At 65.9% G+C, this 17,472-nt stretch carries 17 protein-coding genes; 6 read left to right on the top strand and 11 right to left on the bottom strand.

The genetic code is table 11. From position 1 onward, the window contains the following. Nucleotides 1-151: 151 nt before the first annotated feature. Nucleotides 152-1,099, bottom strand: a complete 948-nt coding sequence (gene ubiA / locus J2Y49_RS10115; RefSeq protein ID WP_310114597.1) for a 4-hydroxybenzoate octaprenyltransferase — start codon at nt 1,097-1,099, stop codon at nt 152-154. Nucleotides 1,100-1,324: 225 nt separating this feature from the next. Between ubiA and J2Y49_RS10110 the strand changes: the two genes are divergently transcribed. From J2Y49_RS10110 to J2Y49_RS10100, 3 genes are all read left to right on the top strand, one after another. Next, nucleotides 1,325-1,714 carry a response regulator gene (locus tag J2Y49_RS10110; RefSeq protein WP_310114595.1) on the top strand — a complete coding sequence of 130 codons (390 nt, stop codon included), beginning with the start codon at nt 1,325-1,327 and terminating at the stop codon, nt 1,712-1,714. A gap of 169 nt (nt 1,715-1,883) precedes the next feature. Then, nucleotides 1,884-2,663 carry a 16S rRNA (uracil(1498)-N(3))-methyltransferase gene (locus J2Y49_RS10105; protein WP_310114593.1) on the top strand — a complete coding sequence of 260 codons (780 nt, stop codon included), beginning with the start codon at nt 1,884-1,886 and terminating at the stop codon, nt 2,661-2,663. 48 nt (nt 2,664-2,711) lie between these two features. Next, the gene (locus tag J2Y49_RS10100) at nt 2,712-4,076 is read left to right on the top strand and encodes a glutamate--cysteine ligase (protein WP_310114591.1); all 1,365 of its coding nucleotides are present in this window, start codon (nt 2,712-2,714) and stop codon (nt 4,074-4,076) included. Between the two features lie 225 nt (nt 4,077-4,301). On the opposite strand, the gene fdxB is transcribed toward J2Y49_RS10100, so the two are convergent. The 6 genes from fdxB to nifE are packed head-to-tail and all read right to left on the bottom strand — an operon-like array spanning nt 4,302 to nt 8,565. Then, nucleotides 4,302-4,595 carry a ferredoxin III, nif-specific gene (gene fdxB, locus J2Y49_RS10095; protein WP_012973385.1) on the bottom strand — a complete coding sequence of 98 codons (294 nt, stop codon included), beginning with the start codon at nt 4,593-4,595 and terminating at the stop codon, nt 4,302-4,304. Between the two features lie 57 nt (nt 4,596-4,652). Beyond that, entirely contained in the window at nt 4,653-4,853 is a 201-nt protein-coding gene (locus tag J2Y49_RS10090) for a CCE_0567 family metalloprotein (RefSeq protein WP_310114587.1), read from the bottom strand. A gap of 19 nt (nt 4,854-4,872) precedes the next feature. Then, nucleotides 4,873-5,328 (bottom strand): NifX-associated nitrogen fixation protein, encoded by a 456-nt coding sequence (locus J2Y49_RS10085; RefSeq protein WP_310114585.1) that lies wholly within the window; start codon nt 5,326-5,328, stop codon nt 4,873-4,875. 2 nt (nt 5,329-5,330) lie between these two features. After that, nucleotides 5,331-5,729, bottom strand: coding sequence for a nitrogen fixation protein NifX (nifX, locus tag J2Y49_RS10080; protein WP_310114583.1), 399 nt, complete (start codon nt 5,727-5,729; stop codon nt 5,331-5,333). A gap of 38 nt (nt 5,730-5,767) precedes the next feature. Next, nucleotides 5,768-7,153, bottom strand: a complete 1,386-nt coding sequence (gene nifN / locus J2Y49_RS10075) for a nitrogenase iron-molybdenum cofactor biosynthesis protein NifN (RefSeq protein WP_310114581.1) — start codon at nt 7,151-7,153, stop codon at nt 5,768-5,770. A gap of 5 nt (nt 7,154-7,158) precedes the next feature. Further along, nucleotides 7,159-8,565: a nitrogenase iron-molybdenum cofactor biosynthesis protein NifE gene (gene nifE, locus J2Y49_RS10070; protein ID WP_310114579.1), complete on the bottom strand. Its 1,407-nt coding sequence runs from the start codon at nt 8,563-8,565 to the stop codon at nt 7,159-7,161. A gap of 226 nt (nt 8,566-8,791) precedes the next feature. Between nifE and J2Y49_RS10065 the strand changes: the two genes are divergently transcribed. Then, nucleotides 8,792-9,331 (top strand): hypothetical protein, encoded by a 540-nt coding sequence (locus J2Y49_RS10065; protein WP_310114578.1) that lies wholly within the window; start codon nt 8,792-8,794, stop codon nt 9,329-9,331. A 151-nt stretch (nt 9,332-9,482) separates the two neighbouring features. Here the strand turns inward: J2Y49_RS10065 and nifK are convergent, their stop codons facing one another. From nifK to J2Y49_RS10045, 4 genes are all read right to left on the bottom strand, one after another. After that, nucleotides 9,483-11,042 (bottom strand): nitrogenase molybdenum-iron protein subunit beta, encoded by a 1,560-nt coding sequence (nifK, locus tag J2Y49_RS10060; protein WP_310114577.1) that lies wholly within the window; start codon nt 11,040-11,042, stop codon nt 9,483-9,485. Nucleotides 11,043-11,073: 31 nt separating this feature from the next. Continuing rightward, the gene (gene nifD, locus J2Y49_RS10055) at nt 11,074-12,513 is read right to left on the bottom strand and encodes a nitrogenase molybdenum-iron protein alpha chain (RefSeq protein ID WP_111065782.1); all 1,440 of its coding nucleotides are present in this window, start codon (nt 12,511-12,513) and stop codon (nt 11,074-11,076) included. Nucleotides 12,514-12,713: 200 nt separating this feature from the next. Further along, nucleotides 12,714-13,610, bottom strand: a complete 897-nt coding sequence (gene nifH, locus J2Y49_RS10050; RefSeq protein ID WP_098740339.1) for a nitrogenase iron protein — start codon at nt 13,608-13,610, stop codon at nt 12,714-12,716. A 441-nt stretch (nt 13,611-14,051) separates the two neighbouring features. Next, the gene (locus J2Y49_RS10045) at nt 14,052-15,365 is read right to left on the bottom strand and encodes a hypothetical protein (RefSeq protein WP_310114574.1); all 1,314 of its coding nucleotides are present in this window, start codon (nt 15,363-15,365) and stop codon (nt 14,052-14,054) included. Between the two features lie 240 nt (nt 15,366-15,605). Between J2Y49_RS10045 and J2Y49_RS10040 the strand changes: the two genes are divergently transcribed. Both J2Y49_RS10040 and draG read left to right on the top strand, forming a co-directional pair. Beyond that, complete coding sequence (locus J2Y49_RS10040; RefSeq protein ID WP_310114572.1) at nt 15,606-16,454, top strand: NAD(+)--dinitrogen-reductase ADP-D-ribosyltransferase; 849 nt, start codon at nt 15,606-15,608, stop codon at nt 16,452-16,454. A 122-nt stretch (nt 16,455-16,576) separates the two neighbouring features. Beyond that, the gene (gene draG, locus J2Y49_RS10035) at nt 16,577-17,470 is read left to right on the top strand and encodes an ADP-ribosyl-[dinitrogen reductase] hydrolase (RefSeq protein ID WP_409017828.1); all 894 of its coding nucleotides are present in this window, start codon (nt 16,577-16,579) and stop codon (nt 17,468-17,470) included. Nucleotides 17,471-17,472 lie beyond the last annotated feature (2 nt).

Raw genomic sequence — 17,472 nt, 5'->3', positions numbered from 1 at the left:
TAGGCGGAAGAGTGGCGGCAGTTCCTCCCCCGCCCAGCTCTCGCACAAAGCTATGCTTTGTGCTGACGCGGCAGGCGGACCGTAGGTCCGCTGAGAGCGGGGGAGGTTAGGTGGGGGCATCGTCAGCCGACACCTCCCCACCAACGCCTCCCTAAATCTTCCCCGCCAAAATCGCCGCCAGGACCAGCCAGCCGAACCAGCGGTTGGACTTGAACTTGTCCAGGCAGTCGCCCTGATCGTCCGGCCGCCATGTCGCCACCTGCCAGGCCAGTTGCAGGGCGGCCAGCGACAGCACCGGCAGGAACAGGCCGCCCAGGCCGGCGAGGCGGCCGGCGATGCCGATGCCGACATAGGTCAGGGTGTAGAAGCCGTAGATCCAGATCTTGCTCTGGTCGCCCAGGCGCAGCGCGGTGGACTTCACGCCGATCCGGGCGTCGTCCTCCTTGTCCTGGTGGGCGTAGATGGTGTCGTACCCCAGCGTCCAGGCGATGCCCGTCACATAGAGCGCCACCGCCGGCCAGCCGACATCATTCTGCACCGCGGCCCAGCCCATCAGGGCGCCCCAGTTGAAGGTCAGCCCCAGGAAGGCCTGTGGCCACCAGGTGATGCGCTTCATCAGCGGATAGGTGAAGACCAGCGCCAGCGACAGCACGCCCAGCCCGATGGCCGTCATCCCCAGCTGGAGCAGGACCAGCAGCGACACCAGCAGCTGCAACACCAGGAACGCCAACGCCTGACGCACCGACACCTGACCCGACGGAATCGGGCGTGAGCGGGTGCGTTCCACCATCGCGTCGAACTTGCGGTCCAGGATGTCGTTGACGGTGCAGCCGGCGCCGCGCATCAGAACGGCGCCGACCCCGAACAGCGCCATCAGCCAAAGCAGCGACGGCCAGTCGCGGAAGGGCTGCGGCATCGCCAGCGCCACGCTCCACCAGCAGGGGAACAGCAGCAGCCATGTCCCGATCGGCCGGTCCAGCCGCGCCAGCGTGACATAAGGGCGCAAGGCTGCCGGCACCCGGCGGGCGAGCCACCCGTCCTGACGGATGTCGGTGAAGCCGGAGTCGGGAAGAGTGGGACCGGTGGAGGCGGTGGGCATGACGGCGGCATTCCCGCTGTGCTATGGAGATGTCTGAACAGGCAATCAGCGCGAAGGTATCGGGCTGCCGTCCAGGCGGCAAGCACGCTGCCGTGGCCGGGTGCGAGGTGGGTGCGGCGAAAGGCCCGGGGGACGCTATGGAAAATAGCAGGTCGGGGGCTTGCACGCGCCAAAATCGCACCAATACTGTTTCTTCGTTGTAACCTCAGCGGTCTGCTATCTTAAATGGACATGAATGCAACACCGGACCGTTTCGCCATCGTCATCGACGACGAGTCGATCATATTGGCCGGGATGGAGATCATGCTGGACACCTGGGGCTACCGGGTGCTGGCCGCCGAGGATGTGGAAACCATCCTGGCGAAGCTGCCGGGCCATCCGGTTCCGGACGTGATCCTGTCCGATTACCGGCTGCGCGACGGCTGGTCGGGCATCACCGCCGTGCGTGCGGTACGCGAGGCCTGCGGCGCAGCCGTTCCCGCCATCATCCTGACTGGCGACACCGGCGTCGAACTGATGACCGCCGCCAAGGCCGAACAGGTGCGCATCCTGCACAAGCCCGTCCAGCCCAACGACCTGCGCCGTCAGATCGAGGCACTGATCGCCCCCGTCTGATCGCTCCTGTCTGATTGCCTGGGCCTGATCGCTGCAGCCTTATCCCGCGCGCTCAGGCCCGCCATCCGTTTTCCGCGCACCGCTCCTGCGCGTCTCCGTTGTCTCTGATGTGCTGACTTGCACGCCCGCAGCCGGCTATAGTCGGCACCGCCCCGCGGAGACGACAGCCATGGCCGACCCGATCAAGACCCGCCTGTATGTGGACAGCCCGCTGGCCGAAGGCCAGTCGGTCGGGCTGGACCATGAGCGCGCCCATTTCCTGCGCCATGTCCTGCGGCTCGACCGCGGCGATCCGGTCGCCGTGTTCAACGGCCGCGACGGCGAATGGCGGGCGGTGATCGACGGCTTCGGCAAGGGCTGGTGCTCGCTGACCGTGGCGACCCGGCGGCGGGAACAGGACACGACTCCGGACCTGTGGCTGCTGTTCGCCCCGCTGAAGAAGGGTCGCATCGACTTCGTCGCCGAAAAAGCGACGGAGATGGGGATCTCCCGCCTGTGGCCGGTCTTCACCCGCCGCACCGATCCCAACCGCGTCAACATCGACCGGCTGCGCGCCAATGCGGTGGAGGCGGCCGAGCAGTGCGAACGCCTGAGCGTACCGGAAATGGGCGAGGCTCTGCCGCTGGACCGCGCGCTGGCCAATTGGCCGGCCGACCGCCGGCTCTATCTGTGCGCGGAGGCCGGGTCCGCCCGTCCCATCGCCGATGTGCTGCGCGACGCGCCGCCGGGTCCCGCGGCCTTGCTGGTCGGACCGGAGGGCGGCTTCGACCAGTCGGAACTTGACGAACTCGTCAAACTCCCCTTTGTTGTTCCGGTGGGATTGGGTCCGCGCATCCTGCGGGCCGATACGGCGGTGGTGGCGGCGCTGGCTTGCTGGCAGTCCTTGGCCGGGGACTGGACTGCCGGGGGAAGCGACCGACGTCCGCCTTTCCGCGCGCCGACCCCTTAACCGGCCGCCATCCGGCCGTTCCTCCGTCCACTTCCCGCGAGAGACTTCATGTCCGCACCCCCGACCACGCGCGGCGAACCCATCACCGACCGCCGCCAACTGGTGGCCTATCTCGAATCCGGCAGCAAGCCGGCGCCGGATTGGCGCATCGGGACCGAGCACGAGAAGTTCGCTTACCGCACCTCCGACCTGCGGCCGCTGCCCTATGACGGGCCGGACGGCATCCGCGAACTGCTGACCCGCATGACCCGCTTCGGCTGGCAGCCGGTGGAGGAGAAGGGCAACATCATCGCGTTGGTCCAGGACATGGCCAACATCACGCTGGAACCGGGCGGTCAGGTCGAGCTGTCGGGCGCGCCGCTGGAGACCCTGCACCAGACCTGCGCCGAGGTGCACCGCCACCTGCGCCAGGTGAAGGAGGTCGGGGCGGAGCTTGGCATCGCCATGATGGGGCTGGGCTTCCAGCCGAAATGGACGCGCGACGACATCCCCTGGATGCCCAAGGGCCGCTACAAGATCATGCGCGACTACATGCCGAAGGTCGGCTCGCTCGGCCTCGACATGATGACGCGGACCTGCACGGTGCAGGTCAACCTGGACTTTGCGTCCGAAGCGGACATGGTGAAGAAGTTCCGCGTGTCGCTGGCCTTGCAGCCGATCGCGACCGCGCTGTTCGCGATGTCGCCCTTCACGGAAGGCAAGCCGAACGGTTTCCAGAGCTTCCGCAGCCACATCTGGACCGACACCGACCCGGACCGCACCGGCGACATCCCCTTCGTCTTCGAGGACGGCTTCGGCTTCGAGCGCTATGTCGACTATCTGCTCGACACGCCGATGTACTTCGTCTATCGCGATGGCGTTTACATCGATGCGGCCGGCCAGTCCTTCCGCGCCTATATGGACGGCAAGCTGCCGGCACTGCCGGGCGAGGTGCCGCTGATCACCGACTGGGCCGACCACACCACCACCGCCTTCCCGGAAGTGCGGTTGAAGAAGTATCTGGAGATGCGCGGCGCCGACGGCGGCCCGTGGCGCAGCCTGTGCGCCCTGCCGGCCCTGTGGGTCGGGCTGCTCTACGATCAGGTGGCGCTGGATGCGGCCTGGGATCTGGTGAAGGACTGGACGACGGAGGAGCGCGCGCATCTGCGCGCCGAGGTGCCGCGGTCGGGCCTGCGCACGACGTTCCGCAATGGGACGGTTCGCGACGTGGCGTTGGAGGTTGTGGCGATCGCCCGCGACGGTCTGGCGCGGCGTGCCCGCAACGACAATTGGGGCGACGACGAGACCCACTTCCTCGACACGCTTCAGGTCATCGCCGAGACCGGCCGCAGCCCGGCCGACGAGCTTCTGGAGAAGTTCAACGGCCCGTGGGGCGGCAGCGTCGATCCGGTGTTCAAGGAATACGCGTACTGAGGCAAAGGTTAGCTGGGGAGGTTAGACCCCCACCTAACCTCTCCCGCTCTCAGCGGACCTACGGTCCGCCTGCCGCGTCAGCACAAAGCAAAGCTTTGTGCGAGAGCTGGGCGGGGGAGGGACTGCCGCCGCGTTTCTGAACAAGCACTTATCTCCTCCCCCGCCCAGCGGGGGAGGATTAAGGTGGGGGCAATAAGCAGGCGCTTCAACGAACCGGCAAACACCCTACGCCGCAACCGGCGCATGGGTGATGCAGCTCTTCGAGCAGACCTTGGAGCAGCTTTCGCAGCCGATGCAGTTGGCGGCTTCCTTGACCGTCATGATCTTCTTTTCGGCCTCGTCGTCGAAGGCGTCGACGATGTCGCCGTCCTCGGTCAGGCCGATCATGTCGAGCACGCCGCGCCCGCATACCTTGAAGCAGCGGCCACAGCCGATGCACTGCTTCTGGTCGATGGATTGGACGAATTTCGGGGTCCAGCTCTGACCACCGCGGGTGGTGCCGGTCAGGAACTCAGCCATGGGAATGCTCCTCTCGGGAAAGGCTGCGCCTAAGCTTTTCTTGGAAAATTGAGCGGGTCAGGCCTTCTCCAGCGCCTTCAGCGCCGCCCGCTTCTCGGTCAGGGTCTTGAAGGCGTCATAGGTTTCCTGCGCCACCGTCAGGATGGTCTGCCAATTCTGCGGAAGCTCTTCCGACAAATCGTGCAAATCCATCTTCTTCTGCGTGGCGCGGGCGTTCAGCTTCTTGATCTCGTCCTTCAGGGCGTCGATGTCGCTCATGGTCGTGCTCCCGCGAAGCTCAGAGGTTCGCGACCTCGGGGTATTTCCTGATCAGCGCGACGGCATCCTCGACCAGCTTGGCGCCGTCGGCGGCCATCTTTTCGATGCTGGGGAAGCCGAAGCGGTGGACGTCGCGCAGGGTCTTCGACACCACCACCAGCCGGCCGGTGGTGAGGATCATGCGGCCGAAGCCCTCGTGGCTCATCTTCATCATCGGCGAGGCCATCATGCCGGTCTGCTTTTCGACCGTGACGCCGACCGCCTTGTAGAACAGCTCCAGCCGCCACAGCGTATCCGGGTCGGGATCGCCGATGATCGGGATGGCGGCGCGGGCCTCCTTGTCCAGGATGAAGGGGGCGAGCAGAGCCTCGTCCGGCTTGCCTTCCCAGGCGCCATAGCTGTCCTCGGCACGGAACAGCAGGACCAGCGTCTTCACGAACTGGTCGGCGACGGACACTTCAGCCAATTCGGCCATGCTCAAACCTCCTCCTCGTCGAAATGGAATTGCGGCGTCTCGCCCATCGCCTTGCGCAGCCAGGGCGGCGGGTTGCCGTTCAGCGTCTGGACCAGCTTGTCGAGCACGGCCGGTATGGTTTCCGTGGCCTCGAGCTTCACCGGATGGATCTTCTTCGCCACCACGCGGGCGGCCGCCGAGGCGCCGATGGCCGACAGGTAGATGATGGCGACGTCGGCCAGCGCCTCCAGCTTGGGCACCAGCTTGTCCTCGTTGCCGTCCTCGAACATCGAGCCGCCGAACTGGAAGGTCTCCAGAAAGGCATGGCCCTGACGGTCGACCTGATAGACGGCGATGTTCTTGGCCCAGCCGAAATGCGCATCGACGTGCTGCATGTCCTGGGTGCAGAAAGCGACCTTCATCGATCCTCCTTTGGTCGGGCGTGGGTCCTGCACCACGCTCAGACGGCGTTGCATCCGCATGATCCGCCTCCGCAGCTGTGCGATTCACCTGCCCCATGGTGTCCGGCTTCGTGGTTCTCGTGGTCCATCTCGCGGGCGAGGAACAGGTTGCCGATCTCGCACAGCAGCTCGCGCGTGCCGCGGTAGCCGACCTGGACGCGAAGTCCCGCACCCAGCCGGTCGAACATCGGCAGGCCCATGCGGTGCAGCGGCACGCCGATCCGCGCCGCCCCCTGCCGTCCGTGCGAGTTGGAGACGATCAGGTCGGCGTCGCGGGCCAGCGTCTCCAGGTCGGAATGGTCGCCGACCATGATGGTGGCGGCCTTCAGCCGCTCCAGCACCGGGCTTTGCGTCGGCGACACCGCGGCGACCACCTCGGCCCCCATGTCGGCCAGGAAGCCGGTCACGGCGTAGAGCAGGTCGGGTTCCAGGGCCACGGCGATGCGCTTGCGGCTGAAGAAGAAATGCCCGTCCAGCATGGCATCGACCAAGCTTTCGCGCTGGCGCCGCAGCCGGGCCGGCGCCGGCTTGCCCGACAGCTCCATCAACAGGCGGACCAACCTGTCCGACGCCTCCAACCCGGTCAGCCGGCTGAAGAAATGGCTGGGCACGTCGGTCTTCAGCTCCAGCGCGTTGCCGGCCACCCGCATATGCTCGCCGACCACGATGGTGGCCGCCGAGGCGCCCATGGCGCGGATCTGCTCCACCGTTACGCCGCCCAGCGAGGTGGCGGTGAAGTCGGACGGCTGGCGGCCCGCCATCGACAGCGACAGGTCGGGCAGCATGATCAGTGCCAGGCCGAAGCCCTCGATGATGTCGCGCAGTTCCTCGACGTCGCCGGGCGACAGATGGCTGCCGGCCAGCACATTGACCTGGGTCGGGATGCGCACCGGCGAGGGTTCGACCAGCCGCTCCACCATGGCGGTCACGGCGGCGGCGAAGCCGTCCTCGAAACCGCCGGCGAAGTCGGGAGTGTTGGCGAAGACCAGGGCGGTGTCGGCCATGTCGGGGTTGCGCCGGCGGAACAGCGTGTACTGGCCGCCCATATCCTCGCCCTTGGTCTCGGTCACGCCGGTGGTGGCGACGCCGATCATGGCGGGCTTGTTGCGCTCGACGATGGTGCGGATCGCCTGCTCCAGATTGTCGTAGCCGCCGAGGATGGTGGAGACCTGATCCATCGCCGTGGTCTGCAGCGGAATCGCCTCTCGGAAATGGCGGACCAGCAGGACCAGACCGAAGGCGGTGCAGCCCTGCGACCCGTGGAACAGCGGCAGACAGCGGTCGACGCCGAGATAGGCGAGCGCCGCGCCCAGCGGCTGGCTCATCTTCAGCGGGTTGGTGGAGGCGGCCTTGGCGGCGGAGGGGAAGCGCTGGATGTGGGACATCGGCCTTACTCCGCCGCCAGAAGGGTGGAGGACGGACCGGACTCCCACGGTGCCGGCTGGCGGACCTGACGCCAGATCGGGTTGGACAGCGTCTTGTCGATCTCCTCGCAGAGATTGACGATGCCGTCATAGCCGGCATAGGCGTGGTGGCGCTCCTGGTTGATGTCGAGCCAGGGAACCTTGGCCTTCAGCGAGATGAACTGCGACCGCCCGCCGGACATCATAATGTCGGCCTGATCGTCGGCCAGCATCTTGTAGATGTCGCGCGGCTTCAGATCGTCCCACTGGTGGAACTCCTCGCCCTTCATCTTCTTGATGCGCTCCTTGTCCTCCTTGGTCGATTTCTTGGTGGAGGTGCCGAGGATGGTCAGGCCGGCACCTTCCAGCGCGCTGACCATCGACCAGCTCTTGACCCCGCCGGTAAACAGGAGGACGCGCTTGCCTTCGAAGCGCGGCTTGTAGGGTTCCAGACGGCGCCAGACCCGGCTTTCCTCCCGGGCGATCACGCCCTCCGCCCGGTCGATCAGGGCCTTGTCGGCGCCGCGCTCCACCAGCATCCGGGTCATGGTGCGCAGCGTGTCCGACATGTCGGACACGCCGTAGAAGGACCCCTCGAAATAGGGGATGCCGTAGCGCTCCTGCATCTTGCGGCCGACATTCACCAGCGCCTGGCTGCACACCATCATGGTGACGCGCGCGCGATGGGCCTGGGCGACCTCGTTGTAACGGCCGTCGCCGGAGATGCAGGACAAGAGGCGGATGCCGATCTCGTCCAGCAGCGGCTTGACCAGCCACAGCTCTCCCGCGAGGTTGTATTCGCCGATGATGCAGACGTCGGTGGGGGTGGTGTACTCCGGCTCCACCGTGCCGATGACATGCTCCAGCAGCGCTTCACCGGCCAGCTTGTTGCCGAGATTCTTCGACCCGACGAAACCCGGTGCATCCACCGGGATCACCGGCTTGCCCAGCTTCTGCGTCGCGAATTTGCAGACCGCGGCGATGTCGTCGCCGGTCATGGCGGGCACGCAGGTCTGATAGACGAAGACGGCCGGCGGATCGTATTGCTGAACGATCTCCTTGATGGCGCGGTAGAGCTTCTTCTCGCCGCCGCCGACGACGTCCAGTTCCGACAGATCGGTGGTGAAGCCGGTGCGGTAGAGCTGCGACCCCGACGACCGGGTGCCGCGGTTGTCCCAAGCATTGCCCAGGCAGGCGATGGGGCCATGGACGAGATGGGCGGCGTCGGCGATCGGCTGCAGCACGATCATCGCGCCGTCATAGGCGCAGCCGCCGGCCGCGGCTCCGGGTTTCAGCGACTTGGTGCAGCCCTTCTTCTTCTCCTTGGCCGACTTGGCCTGGTTGGTCGCGCAGCCCGGTTCGTTGAAGACGTCCTGGATCTTGTCCTGGAGCATGCCCGCTTCTCCCATCCTGGCGCCGGAAATGGCTTTGCATCGGTGTGATGCAGGGGGCATGCCAGAGGGTAAGTCGTTGGCGGGAAAGGATTGTCGGGTTTGCCGGCCCTGTTCGATAGCTGACAATCGCGGGTTCGGGCCAGAAGCTTGTCGGGTGTCGCACATCCCGCGCAGGGGGAGGGGAGGGGCGGCCGTAACAGGACGCTTGCGACAAAGGGATGTGACGATGGAGCGGATCGGACGGCGCCGCCGCCGCCACGGGACGATGGCTGCAATTCTGACTGTGCTAGCGGCCCTGCCGGCCATGGCAACGCAGGATGGCGCGGTGATCCGGCTCTCGCAGGAGCCGGGAAGCGAGATCGGCGTCGCCTGCCGCTTCCTCGACCTCGATCAGCGCCCGGTTCCGGCGGAAACCACGATGCTGTGCGATGCCGCCGCGGATTTCGTCACCCGAAAGGCCGCTGGTCACGGCAAGTCGGTGGTCCGCCTCGGATTGCACCCGGTGATGCGCGGCGACCGACCGGCGGAGGAACAGTCCCCCACCGTCGATGGCCCGATTCTGTTGCTGGTTCTGGAGAGCCGCCAGGATTGGAGCGGTACCGGGCACCCCCGTCTGCTGCTGCGCGCCCGCCCGGTCCGTGACGGCGTTGCCTCCCCCTCGGTCGGCCTGCCGCCGGCATCGGTCGAGTTGGGTGGAGAGGGCTGGCAGGCGGCGGCCGAACGCGCACTGGAGCGGGTGGTCGGCTTCGCCCTCCGGGATGGCTGACGCGCTGAAGTCACCAAAAAAGAAACCCGGAGCGCGCCGTCGCCGACGCTCTCCGGGCTGGGGAAGTTGCCGTCGGGCCGGGGGGATGGAAACCCCGGCCCGACGGGTAGACTGGAACCGATGCGTGTTTCGATGCCTGGATTGCCGCCGGTCAGCGGATCAGGTCGAACGAGTAGTCGGTCTGGCCGACGATGTTGGTGTTGGCGTCGATGTCCTCGAAGATGCGGTCCAGGATCCGCACCAGCACGTTCAGCGCGCCCTGGTAGCCCCAGGTCGGATAGCGGTGGTGGTGGTGGCGGTCGAAGATCGGGTAGGTCAGGCGGATCAGCGGAACCTTGGTGTCGCGCTCCAGATACTTGCCGTAGCTGTTGCCGATGATGTAGTCCACCTTGTCGGTGAAGATCAGCGAGCGCAGGTGCCACAGGTCCTTGCCGCCGTAGGCAGAGCCCGAGGCGCCGAAGGGCGAGCTGTCCAGCACCTTCTGGACCTGCTTCTCCCACTTCTTGGAGCCCGAGGTGGACAGGATGTGCACCGGCTCCGCACCCAGCTCCAGCAGGAACTTGGTCATGCCCAGGCAGAAGTCGGGGTCGCCGTAGACGGCGAAGCGCTTGCCGTGCATGTGGGTGTGGCTGTCGGCGATGGCGTCGACCAGACGGCCGCGCTCCAGCTTCAGGCTTGCCGGCACCGGCTTGCCCGACAGCTCCGCCAGCTTCAGCAGCAGTTCGTCGGTGGCGGTGACGCCCATCGGGTAGTTGAACTTGGCGACCTCCTGGCCCTTCTCCTTGCAGAACTGCAGGGTCTGGGTCGTGTTGTACTCCTGCATGGAGATGGTGGCCTTGGCGTGCAGGGCCTCCTTGGTCTCCTCGATGGTGGTGCCGCCGTCATACATGCGGTACTCGCCATCCATCGGCGTGTCGAAATTGTCGGACACGTCGGACAGGATCTGCAGCTTCACGCCGAATTCGCCGGCGATGCGCTTCAGTTCGCGGTTGTTGCCGACGGCGAAGCCGTCGAAGCCCGGAATCAGGTTGATCTGCTCGGTCTTGGGCGTGTCGAAATTCTCCGAATTGCCCCAGAAGTTGCTCAGGATCCCCTTGATCATGTTGTCGTAGCCGACGATGTGGCTGCCGACGAAGGCCGGAGTGTGGGCGAACGGCACCGGGAAGTCGGCCGGGACGCTTTCCTTGTTCTTGGCGTTGGCGATGAAGCCCTGCAGATCGTCGCCGATGACTTCGGCCATGCAGGTGGTCATCACCGCGATCATCTTCGGCTTGTAGAGCGCATAGGCGTTCGCCAGGCCGTCGATCATGTTGTTCAGGCCGCCGAACACCGCCGCGTCCTCCGTCATCGACGAGGAGACCGCGCTGTTCGGCTCCTTGAAGTGGCGGGTCAGATGGGTGCGGTAATAGGCGACGCAGCCCTGGGAGCCGTGGACGAAGGGCAGGGTGCCCTCGAAGCCCTGGGCGGCGAACATCGCGCCGATCGGCTGGCAGGCCTTGGTCGGGTTGATGACGACCGCTTCACGGGCGAAGTTCTTCGCCTTGTATTCCTCGGACTTGGTCCATTCGGACACGCGGGCGACTTCCTCGTCCGAATGGCCGTACTCGAACTCGGTCTTCTTCTTCTCGAACATCGCCGCGTATTCGGGCTGCCGGAAGAGCGTGTAGTGATCGAGGACCTTGTCGGCGCTCTGCGAAAGCTTGTCGGTCATTCTCAAATTCTCCTGTTCCAGAGGCCGATGGTCAGAACGGGGCCTTCATCACGCCCCAGACGGGGTTGTTGATGGCCAGGTCCATGTCGCGGGCGAAGATCGCGAAGCCGTCATAGCCGTGGTACGGGCCGGAATAATCCCAGCTGTGCATCTGGCGGAACGGCAGGCCCATCTTCTGGAACACGTACTTTTCCTTGATGCCCGACGCGACGAGGTCGGGACGCATCGCCTCGACGAACTTCTCCAGTTCGAACGCGGTGACGTCGTCGTAGATCAGCGTGCCTTCCTTCACATAGTGGGGCGTGCGCTGATAGTCGTCGTTGTGGGCGAACTCGTAACCGGTGCCGATGATCTCCATGCCCAGGTCGTGATAGGCATCGACGACGTGGCGGGGACGCAGGCCGCCGACGTAGATCATGACCTTCTTGCCGTCCAGCCGCGGCTTGTACTTGGCGATGACCGCATCGACCATCGGCTGGTAACGGGCGATGACCTTCTCGGCGTTCTCCTTGATCTTGTCGTCGAAGAGAGCGGCGATCTTGCGCAGGGATTCGGCGATCTGGCTCGGGCCGAAGAAGTTGTATTCCATCCAAGGAATATTGTACTTCTCTTCCATGTGACGCGCGATGTAGTTCATCGAGCGGTAGCAGTGGATCAGGTTGACCTTGGCCTTCGGCGTGTTCTCCAGCTCGGCCATGGTGCCGTCGCCCGACCACTGGGCGATCACGCGCAGGCCGATCTCCTCCAGCAGGATGCGGGAAGACCAGGCGTCGCCGCCGATGTTGTAGTCGCCGATGATGGTGACGTCATAGGGGGTGGAGACGAAGTCGGCCTTGGGTTCCGTCTTCTCGAACACCCAGTCGCGGATGGCGTCGTTGGCGATGTGGTGGCCCAGCGACTGGGACACGCCGCGGAAGCCTTCGCAGCGCACGGGGATGACCGGCTTGCCGATTTCCGCCGACTTGGCGCGGGCGACCGCCTCGATGTCGTCGCCGATCAGGCCGATCGGGCATTCCGACTGGATCGAGATGCCGTTCACCAGCGGGAACAGCTCGTTGATTTCCTCGATGACCTTGTGCAGCTTCTTGTCGCCGCCGAAGACGATGTCCTTCTCCTGGAAGTCGGAGGTAAAGTGCATCGTGCCCCAACTGTCCACGCCGGTGTCGCCGATGTAGTAGTTGCGGCGGCCCGACCAGGAGTAGTAGCCGCAGCCCACGGGCCCGTGGGAGATGTGGATCATGTCCTTGATCGGACCCCACACCACGCCCTTGGAACCGGCATAGGCGCAGCCGCGGATCGTCATGACGCCGGGGATGGACTTGACGTTCGACTTGACGCCGCAGTCCTTGGCCTCGGCCTCCAGCACGTTCAGGTGCTTGGCGCGGCGCTTGCGGGACTTTTCGGGATAGGCTTCGAGGACTTCGTTGACGAGGTTCTTGACGTCGACCGTGGTGTTCTCGGACAGGCTCATAGCCGGCCTCCTGCTTGAATATTCGCGCCGCTTCAGCGCGTGACCGAGCCCCTCCCTCCCACGCCGACGTCGCCCGGCCGGAACCGGTGGGCAGTCGTTGGGTCGACGTCGTGCGGGGCTGGGGAAAAGGGCCAGTGTTCAGGCGGTCCCCCCTGCGCAAGGGCAGGGGGGCCGGTAGGCAACCGTCGCTACGCCCGGGATCAGGCGCCGGCCTTCGCCGCTTCCTTGGCAGCCAGCTCGGCGAGCTGCTGCTCCTCGGTCTTCATGATGCCGAAGTCCATCAGCATCTCTTCCAGCTCTTCCATCGTGATCGGGGTCGGGATGCAACCCTGGCCCGAATTCGCGTGGATCTTGTTGGCCAGCGCGCGGTATTCGCCGGCCTGCTTGCTGTCCGGGGCGTACTCGATGACCGTCATGCGGCGCAGCTCGGCGTGCTGCACGATGTTGTCGCGCGGCACGAAGTGGATCAGCTTGGAACCCAGGCGCTTGGCCAGCGCGTCGGCCAGATCCCATTCCTTGTCCGTCTGACGCTCGTTGCAGATCAGGCCGCCGAGACGGACGCCGCCGCTGTGCGCGTATTTCAGGATGCCCTTGGCGATGTTGTTGGCGGCGTACAGCGCCATCATCTCGCCGGACATGACGATGTAGATTTCCTGAGCCTTGTTCTCGCGGATCGGCATGGCGAAGCCGCCGCAGACCACGTCGCCCAGCACGTCGTAGGACACATAGTCCACGTCGTCGTAGGCGCCGTTCTCTTCCAGGAAGTTGATCGAGGTGATGACGCCGCGGCCGGCGCAGCCGACGCCCGGCTCCGGACCGCCGGACTCGACGCATTTGATGTTCTTGTAGCCGATCTTGAGGACGTCCTCGAGTTCCAGATCCTCGACCGAACCGGCCTCGGCGGCCAGATGCAGGACGGTGTCCTGGGCCTTTGCGTGCAGGATCAGGCGGGTCGAGTCGGCCTTCGGATCGCAGCCGACGATCAGGATCTTCTGATCCAGCTCGACCAGCGCGGCCAGCGTGTTCTGAGAGGTGGTGGACTTGCCGATACCGCCCTTGCCGTAAAAGGCGATCTGACGCAGAGGCGCTTTGGCCATGTGGGTCGCTCCTGTGCTTGGGTCGTGGGACTGTGCTTCGATCCGGTGCGGCCGGTTTGTGGCCGCTTCGGATTTCAAGGATTGCACGACCCGTGCCAGAGCGGTGTATTTCGATAAGATATTGAAAACATTGAGTTATTGATTGTGGCGACGCGTGCCGTCTCTTTGTCGGGGTCCCGACACACACGACAAAGCCCGACATTTTGTCTGGTCTTTATGGGGAAGGTTCTTTTGGTGAGGTGTCGGCTTTCGAATGCCCCCACCTAACCTCCCCCGCTCTCAGCGGACCTACGGTCCGCCTGCCGCGTCAGCACAAAGCGAAGCTTTGTGCGAGAGCTGGGCGGGGGAGGGACTGTTGCCGCACGGCGGCAAAGCTCCTGTCCCCCTCCCCCGCCCAGCGGGGGAGGGTCGGGGTGGGGGCAATACATCGCAGAGGCTATCCTACCGCCCCTCGCCGAGCGCCTCGCTCGCCACGACGATGCGCAGCGCCAACTCCTCCACCGCCTCGTCGCGGTCCATGTCGTAGAGAAGCTGCGCCAGCAGCCGGCCGCGCGCCACCAGACGGCGGGCCAGGGCCGGATCGGCGGGCTTCGCCAGCAGCGCCTCGACCAGCCTTTCGCCGGTCAGGCGGGCCAGCACGTCGCAGCGGTCGACCAGCCGCTGCTTCAGCGTGTCCACGGCGGCGGGGCGGCCGGCGTGGGTCAGGTCGGCGCAGAAATGGTGCAGGCTGCGCAGCTGGCGCAGCAGGGCAGCGAACAGAAGGTCGTCCAGATCGCCGCCGGCCGCGGCCTTGCCGACGAGATCGAACAATGTGTCGGAAAGCCGCCATGCTGCCGAAAGCCAGTCGTTCATCGCCTTGCGGTCGGCCGGCTCGACGAAGGGGCCGGACTCCTCCTTCGTCTCCTCCTGGTCGTCCAGGTTGCGAAGCGCGATGACGATCAGCCCATCGGCCTGGGCGAGCGTGGCGAGGCTGGCATGAAGCGCCTTCAGCCCGCGGTCGGCGACGAATCCCTCGATCGCCTCGGTGGCGCGGTGCAGGGAATAGCGGGCAAGCCGGCGCGACTGATAGACGACGTCCTGCAACGCACTGCCGCCGCCCAGCGCCTCCAGCACCATCCGCCGCACCTCGAAGCGCAGCAGGGCGCGGGCCAGCCGGTCGATGCCGCCGACGTCGATGGGGCGGCGGTCTTTGGTCAGCGCGTCGGCGGTGGCGCGGGCGTCGGTCTCGATAGCCGCGATCACCGCCTGGAGATGGCCCTTGCCGCCGCCGCGCATCCGCCCGACCAGCGCCCGCATCGCCTCGGCAAGGTCGATGGCGGTGGGCAGGCTTTCCTCATGGGCGGTGCGGCCGGTCACCAGCCGGTCGATCAGATGGTCGCGCACCCCCGGCAGCAGCACGTCGGTGACGATTTGCCCGATCGGCCGCAGCAGCGCCTCCAGCATCCGGCCCGGCGGCTGGCCGGCCAGTCCCGGCAGCGGGTTGACCGGCTTGGGCACCAGCCTTGGCCGGTGCGGCTCCAGCAGCTCCAGCACCGCGTCGCCGCGCAGTGGAGTGATGGTGCCGCGCAGAAGCTGTGCGAGGCGCAGGGCCGTCCGCGCCTCGTCGATGCCGCGCGGCGGGAGACCGTCGGGTGCTGCCGGAGCGGCCGGTGCGAGCTGGCGAGAGGGTGGGGGCGTCCGGACAAGCGTCTGTGTGGGCACCGGCGGGGTGCGCCGGCGCCGGCTGTCGTCGTACTTGGTCGGCCAGAAGGCCATGCGGGTGCCGCCGGATCGTAAGCGTCGCTGTACTGAGTATGGGGACGGACCGTTCGGCTTCAAACGGACAATGTTGCGACATTCGGCGATGAGGCCCTCTGCTGGCCTTCTGCCGGCTTCGCTGCTCAAGGCTTGGCACGCGCCCGCTTATACAATATCCATATAGGAAGTAATGATATTCGGATGGAGCGAACCGGCGTGGCGGATAGGGCGGCGACACAGGATGCGAGTGGTCGGACGATGGAGCCCGATTCGCCCCCTGACTCCCCACTGGCCCTTCGCGCCCACCGCACCAACCTCGTCAATATTCCGGCCGCCACTCTGTGCGGCGAAGCCTACAACGACGAGCCGCGGCGCCTGCGCATCGGCGCCACCCGCAGCGAGCACGCAGCATTGTTCGAGGCGCTGGACGAAAGCCCCGACGCGCTGACCGCATCGGACGTTTTCCAGCGTTACATGGCCGAGCTGTTCGGGGTGAACCCCGACTTTTCCGGGGCGGAGGGGCCGGACGGCAAGCGGCGCTTCCGGGCCAGCTATCTGCGCCTGCTGAAGGGTTGGATGTTCGACAGCAACCGGGCGGAAGGCGCGGTGCTGAAGGGCTGGGTGGAAAGCCGGTTCGGCCTGCTGCCGACCTTCCATGGCGAACCGATCCGCCGCTTCGCCTCCGACGCCTGGGCCGCCTATGGCGAGCAGAAACAGTCGACCCGCTTCCACAACAACAACATCCACCTGCAGCTCGACCTTTTGTACGAGTTCTGCCAATGGACCATCCGACGCGGCTGGCCCGATGCGCCGATGCCGAACTGGGCCTCGCACATCCGGCTGTACCGCGGCGTCAACGATTTCGAGGAACACCACATCGTCGCGCGGCCGGACCGGCGCACGGCGGTGCTGCGGCTGAACAACCTGTGTTCTTTTTCCATCGACCGCGACATCGCCGGCCAGTTCGGCGACTACATCCTCGACGCCTGGGTGCCGCTGCCCAAGGTCGTCTTCTTCCGCGACATTCTGCCACGCTACCCCTTCCAAGGCGAAGGGGAGTATCTGGTGATCGGCGGGGATTACCGGGTGGGTGTGTCGCTTCTCTGACAACCTCACGTCCGGCGGCGGCCTGATGGCTGGTTCGCCGGGCGCACCAGGAAAGGGCGGGCATTTCGCCCCATGGCATGACCGATCCCAAGATTCTGACGCCCGAAATCCGATCCCCCGAAATCCGATCCCCCGAAATCCGATCAAGGGCACTCGGTGCCTATCTCGGCCTCGCCTGCGGCGACGCGCTGGGGGCGACCGTGGAGTTCCTGACCAAGGGCGAAATCGCCCACCAGTATGGCGTCCACAAGCACATCAAGGGCGGCGGCTGGCTGAAGCTGCCGGCCGGGCAGGTGACCGACGACACGGAGATGTCGCTGCATCTCGGCCGCGCCATCCTGTCCGCACCCGAATGGGACGCCCGCCGCGCCGCGGAGGAGTTCGCGATCTGGCTGAAATCGGTGCCGGTCGATGTGGGCGACACGACGCGTCGCGGCATCCGACGCTTCATCATGCACGGCACGCTGGAGGAGCCGGAGTCGGAATATCACGCCGGCAACGGCGCGGCGATGCGCAACCTGCCGGTGGCTCTGGCGACGCTTGGCGACGATGCGGCCTTCGAACGCTGGTCGGTGGAACAGTCGCACATCACCCACTGCAACCAGCTGTCGGATTCCGCGGTGATCGCGCTGGGCCGGATGGTGCGCCGGCTGGTGCTCGGCGGCGGCATCGTCGCAGCACGGGAGGAGGCGAACGCCCTGATCGCTAAGCACCGCCAGTTCAAGTTCCAGCCCTACCGCGGGCTGTCCACCGCCTTCATCGTCGATACGGTGCAGACCGTCTTCCACTATTACTTCCAGACCGATTCGGTCGAATCCTGCGTGGTGGAGACGGTGAACCAGGGCGGCGACGCCGACACCACCGGCGCCATCGCCGGCATGCTGGCCGGCGCCACCTATGGCGTGGAGTCGATCCCGCCGCGCTGGCTGCGCAAGCTGGACCGCAAGGTCTACGACGAGATTTGTCAGCAAACCGACGCGCTGCTTGCCCGCGCACCGATGTTCCAGGGGAAATGACC

Origin of the sequence: Azospirillum sp. BE72, assembly GCF_031455875.1 — a bacterium.
Lineage (GTDB): Bacteria > Pseudomonadota > Alphaproteobacteria > Azospirillales > Azospirillaceae > Azospirillum.
This window is presented reverse-complemented; position numbering and strand designations above follow the sequence as displayed.

Bases quoted from the DNA above. Each gene is read 5' to 3' on its own strand.
- ubiA (WP_310114597.1), bottom strand. From the start codon at position 1,099: ATGCCCACCGCCTCCACCGGTCCCACTCTTCCCGACTCCGGCTTCACC.
- J2Y49_RS10110 (WP_310114595.1), top strand. From the start codon at position 1,325: ATGGACATGAATGCAACACCGGACCGTTTCGCCATCGTCATCGACGAC.
- J2Y49_RS10105 (WP_310114593.1), top strand. From the start codon at position 1,884: ATGGCCGACCCGATCAAGACCCGCCTGTATGTGGACAGCCCGCTGGCC.
- J2Y49_RS10100 (WP_310114591.1), top strand. From the start codon at position 2,712: ATGTCCGCACCCCCGACCACGCGCGGCGAACCCATCACCGACCGCCGC.
- fdxB (WP_012973385.1), bottom strand. From the start codon at position 4,595: ATGGCTGAGTTCCTGACCGGCACCACCCGCGGTGGTCAGAGCTGGACC.
- J2Y49_RS10090 (WP_310114587.1), bottom strand. From the start codon at position 4,853: ATGAGCGACATCGACGCCCTGAAGGACGAGATCAAGAAGCTGAACGCC.
- J2Y49_RS10085 (WP_310114585.1), bottom strand. From the start codon at position 5,328: ATGGCCGAATTGGCTGAAGTGTCCGTCGCCGACCAGTTCGTGAAGACG.
- nifX (WP_310114583.1), bottom strand. From the start codon at position 5,729: ATGAAGGTCGCTTTCTGCACCCAGGACATGCAGCACGTCGATGCGCAT.
- nifN (WP_310114581.1), bottom strand. From the start codon at position 7,153: ATGTCCCACATCCAGCGCTTCCCCTCCGCCGCCAAGGCCGCCTCCACC.
- nifE (WP_310114579.1), bottom strand. From the start codon at position 8,565: ATGCTCCAGGACAAGATCCAGGACGTCTTCAACGAACCGGGCTGCGCG.
- J2Y49_RS10065 (WP_310114578.1), top strand. From the start codon at position 8,792: ATGGAGCGGATCGGACGGCGCCGCCGCCGCCACGGGACGATGGCTGCA.
- nifK (WP_310114577.1), bottom strand. From the start codon at position 11,042: ATGACCGACAAGCTTTCGCAGAGCGCCGACAAGGTCCTCGATCACTAC.
- nifD (WP_111065782.1), bottom strand. From the start codon at position 12,513: ATGAGCCTGTCCGAGAACACCACGGTCGACGTCAAGAACCTCGTCAAC.
- nifH (WP_098740339.1), bottom strand. From the start codon at position 13,610: ATGGCCAAAGCGCCTCTGCGTCAGATCGCCTTTTACGGCAAGGGCGGT.
- J2Y49_RS10045 (WP_310114574.1), bottom strand. From the start codon at position 15,365: ATGGCCTTCTGGCCGACCAAGTACGACGACAGCCGGCGCCGGCGCACC.
- J2Y49_RS10040 (WP_310114572.1), top strand. From the start codon at position 15,606: ATGGAGCCCGATTCGCCCCCTGACTCCCCACTGGCCCTTCGCGCCCAC.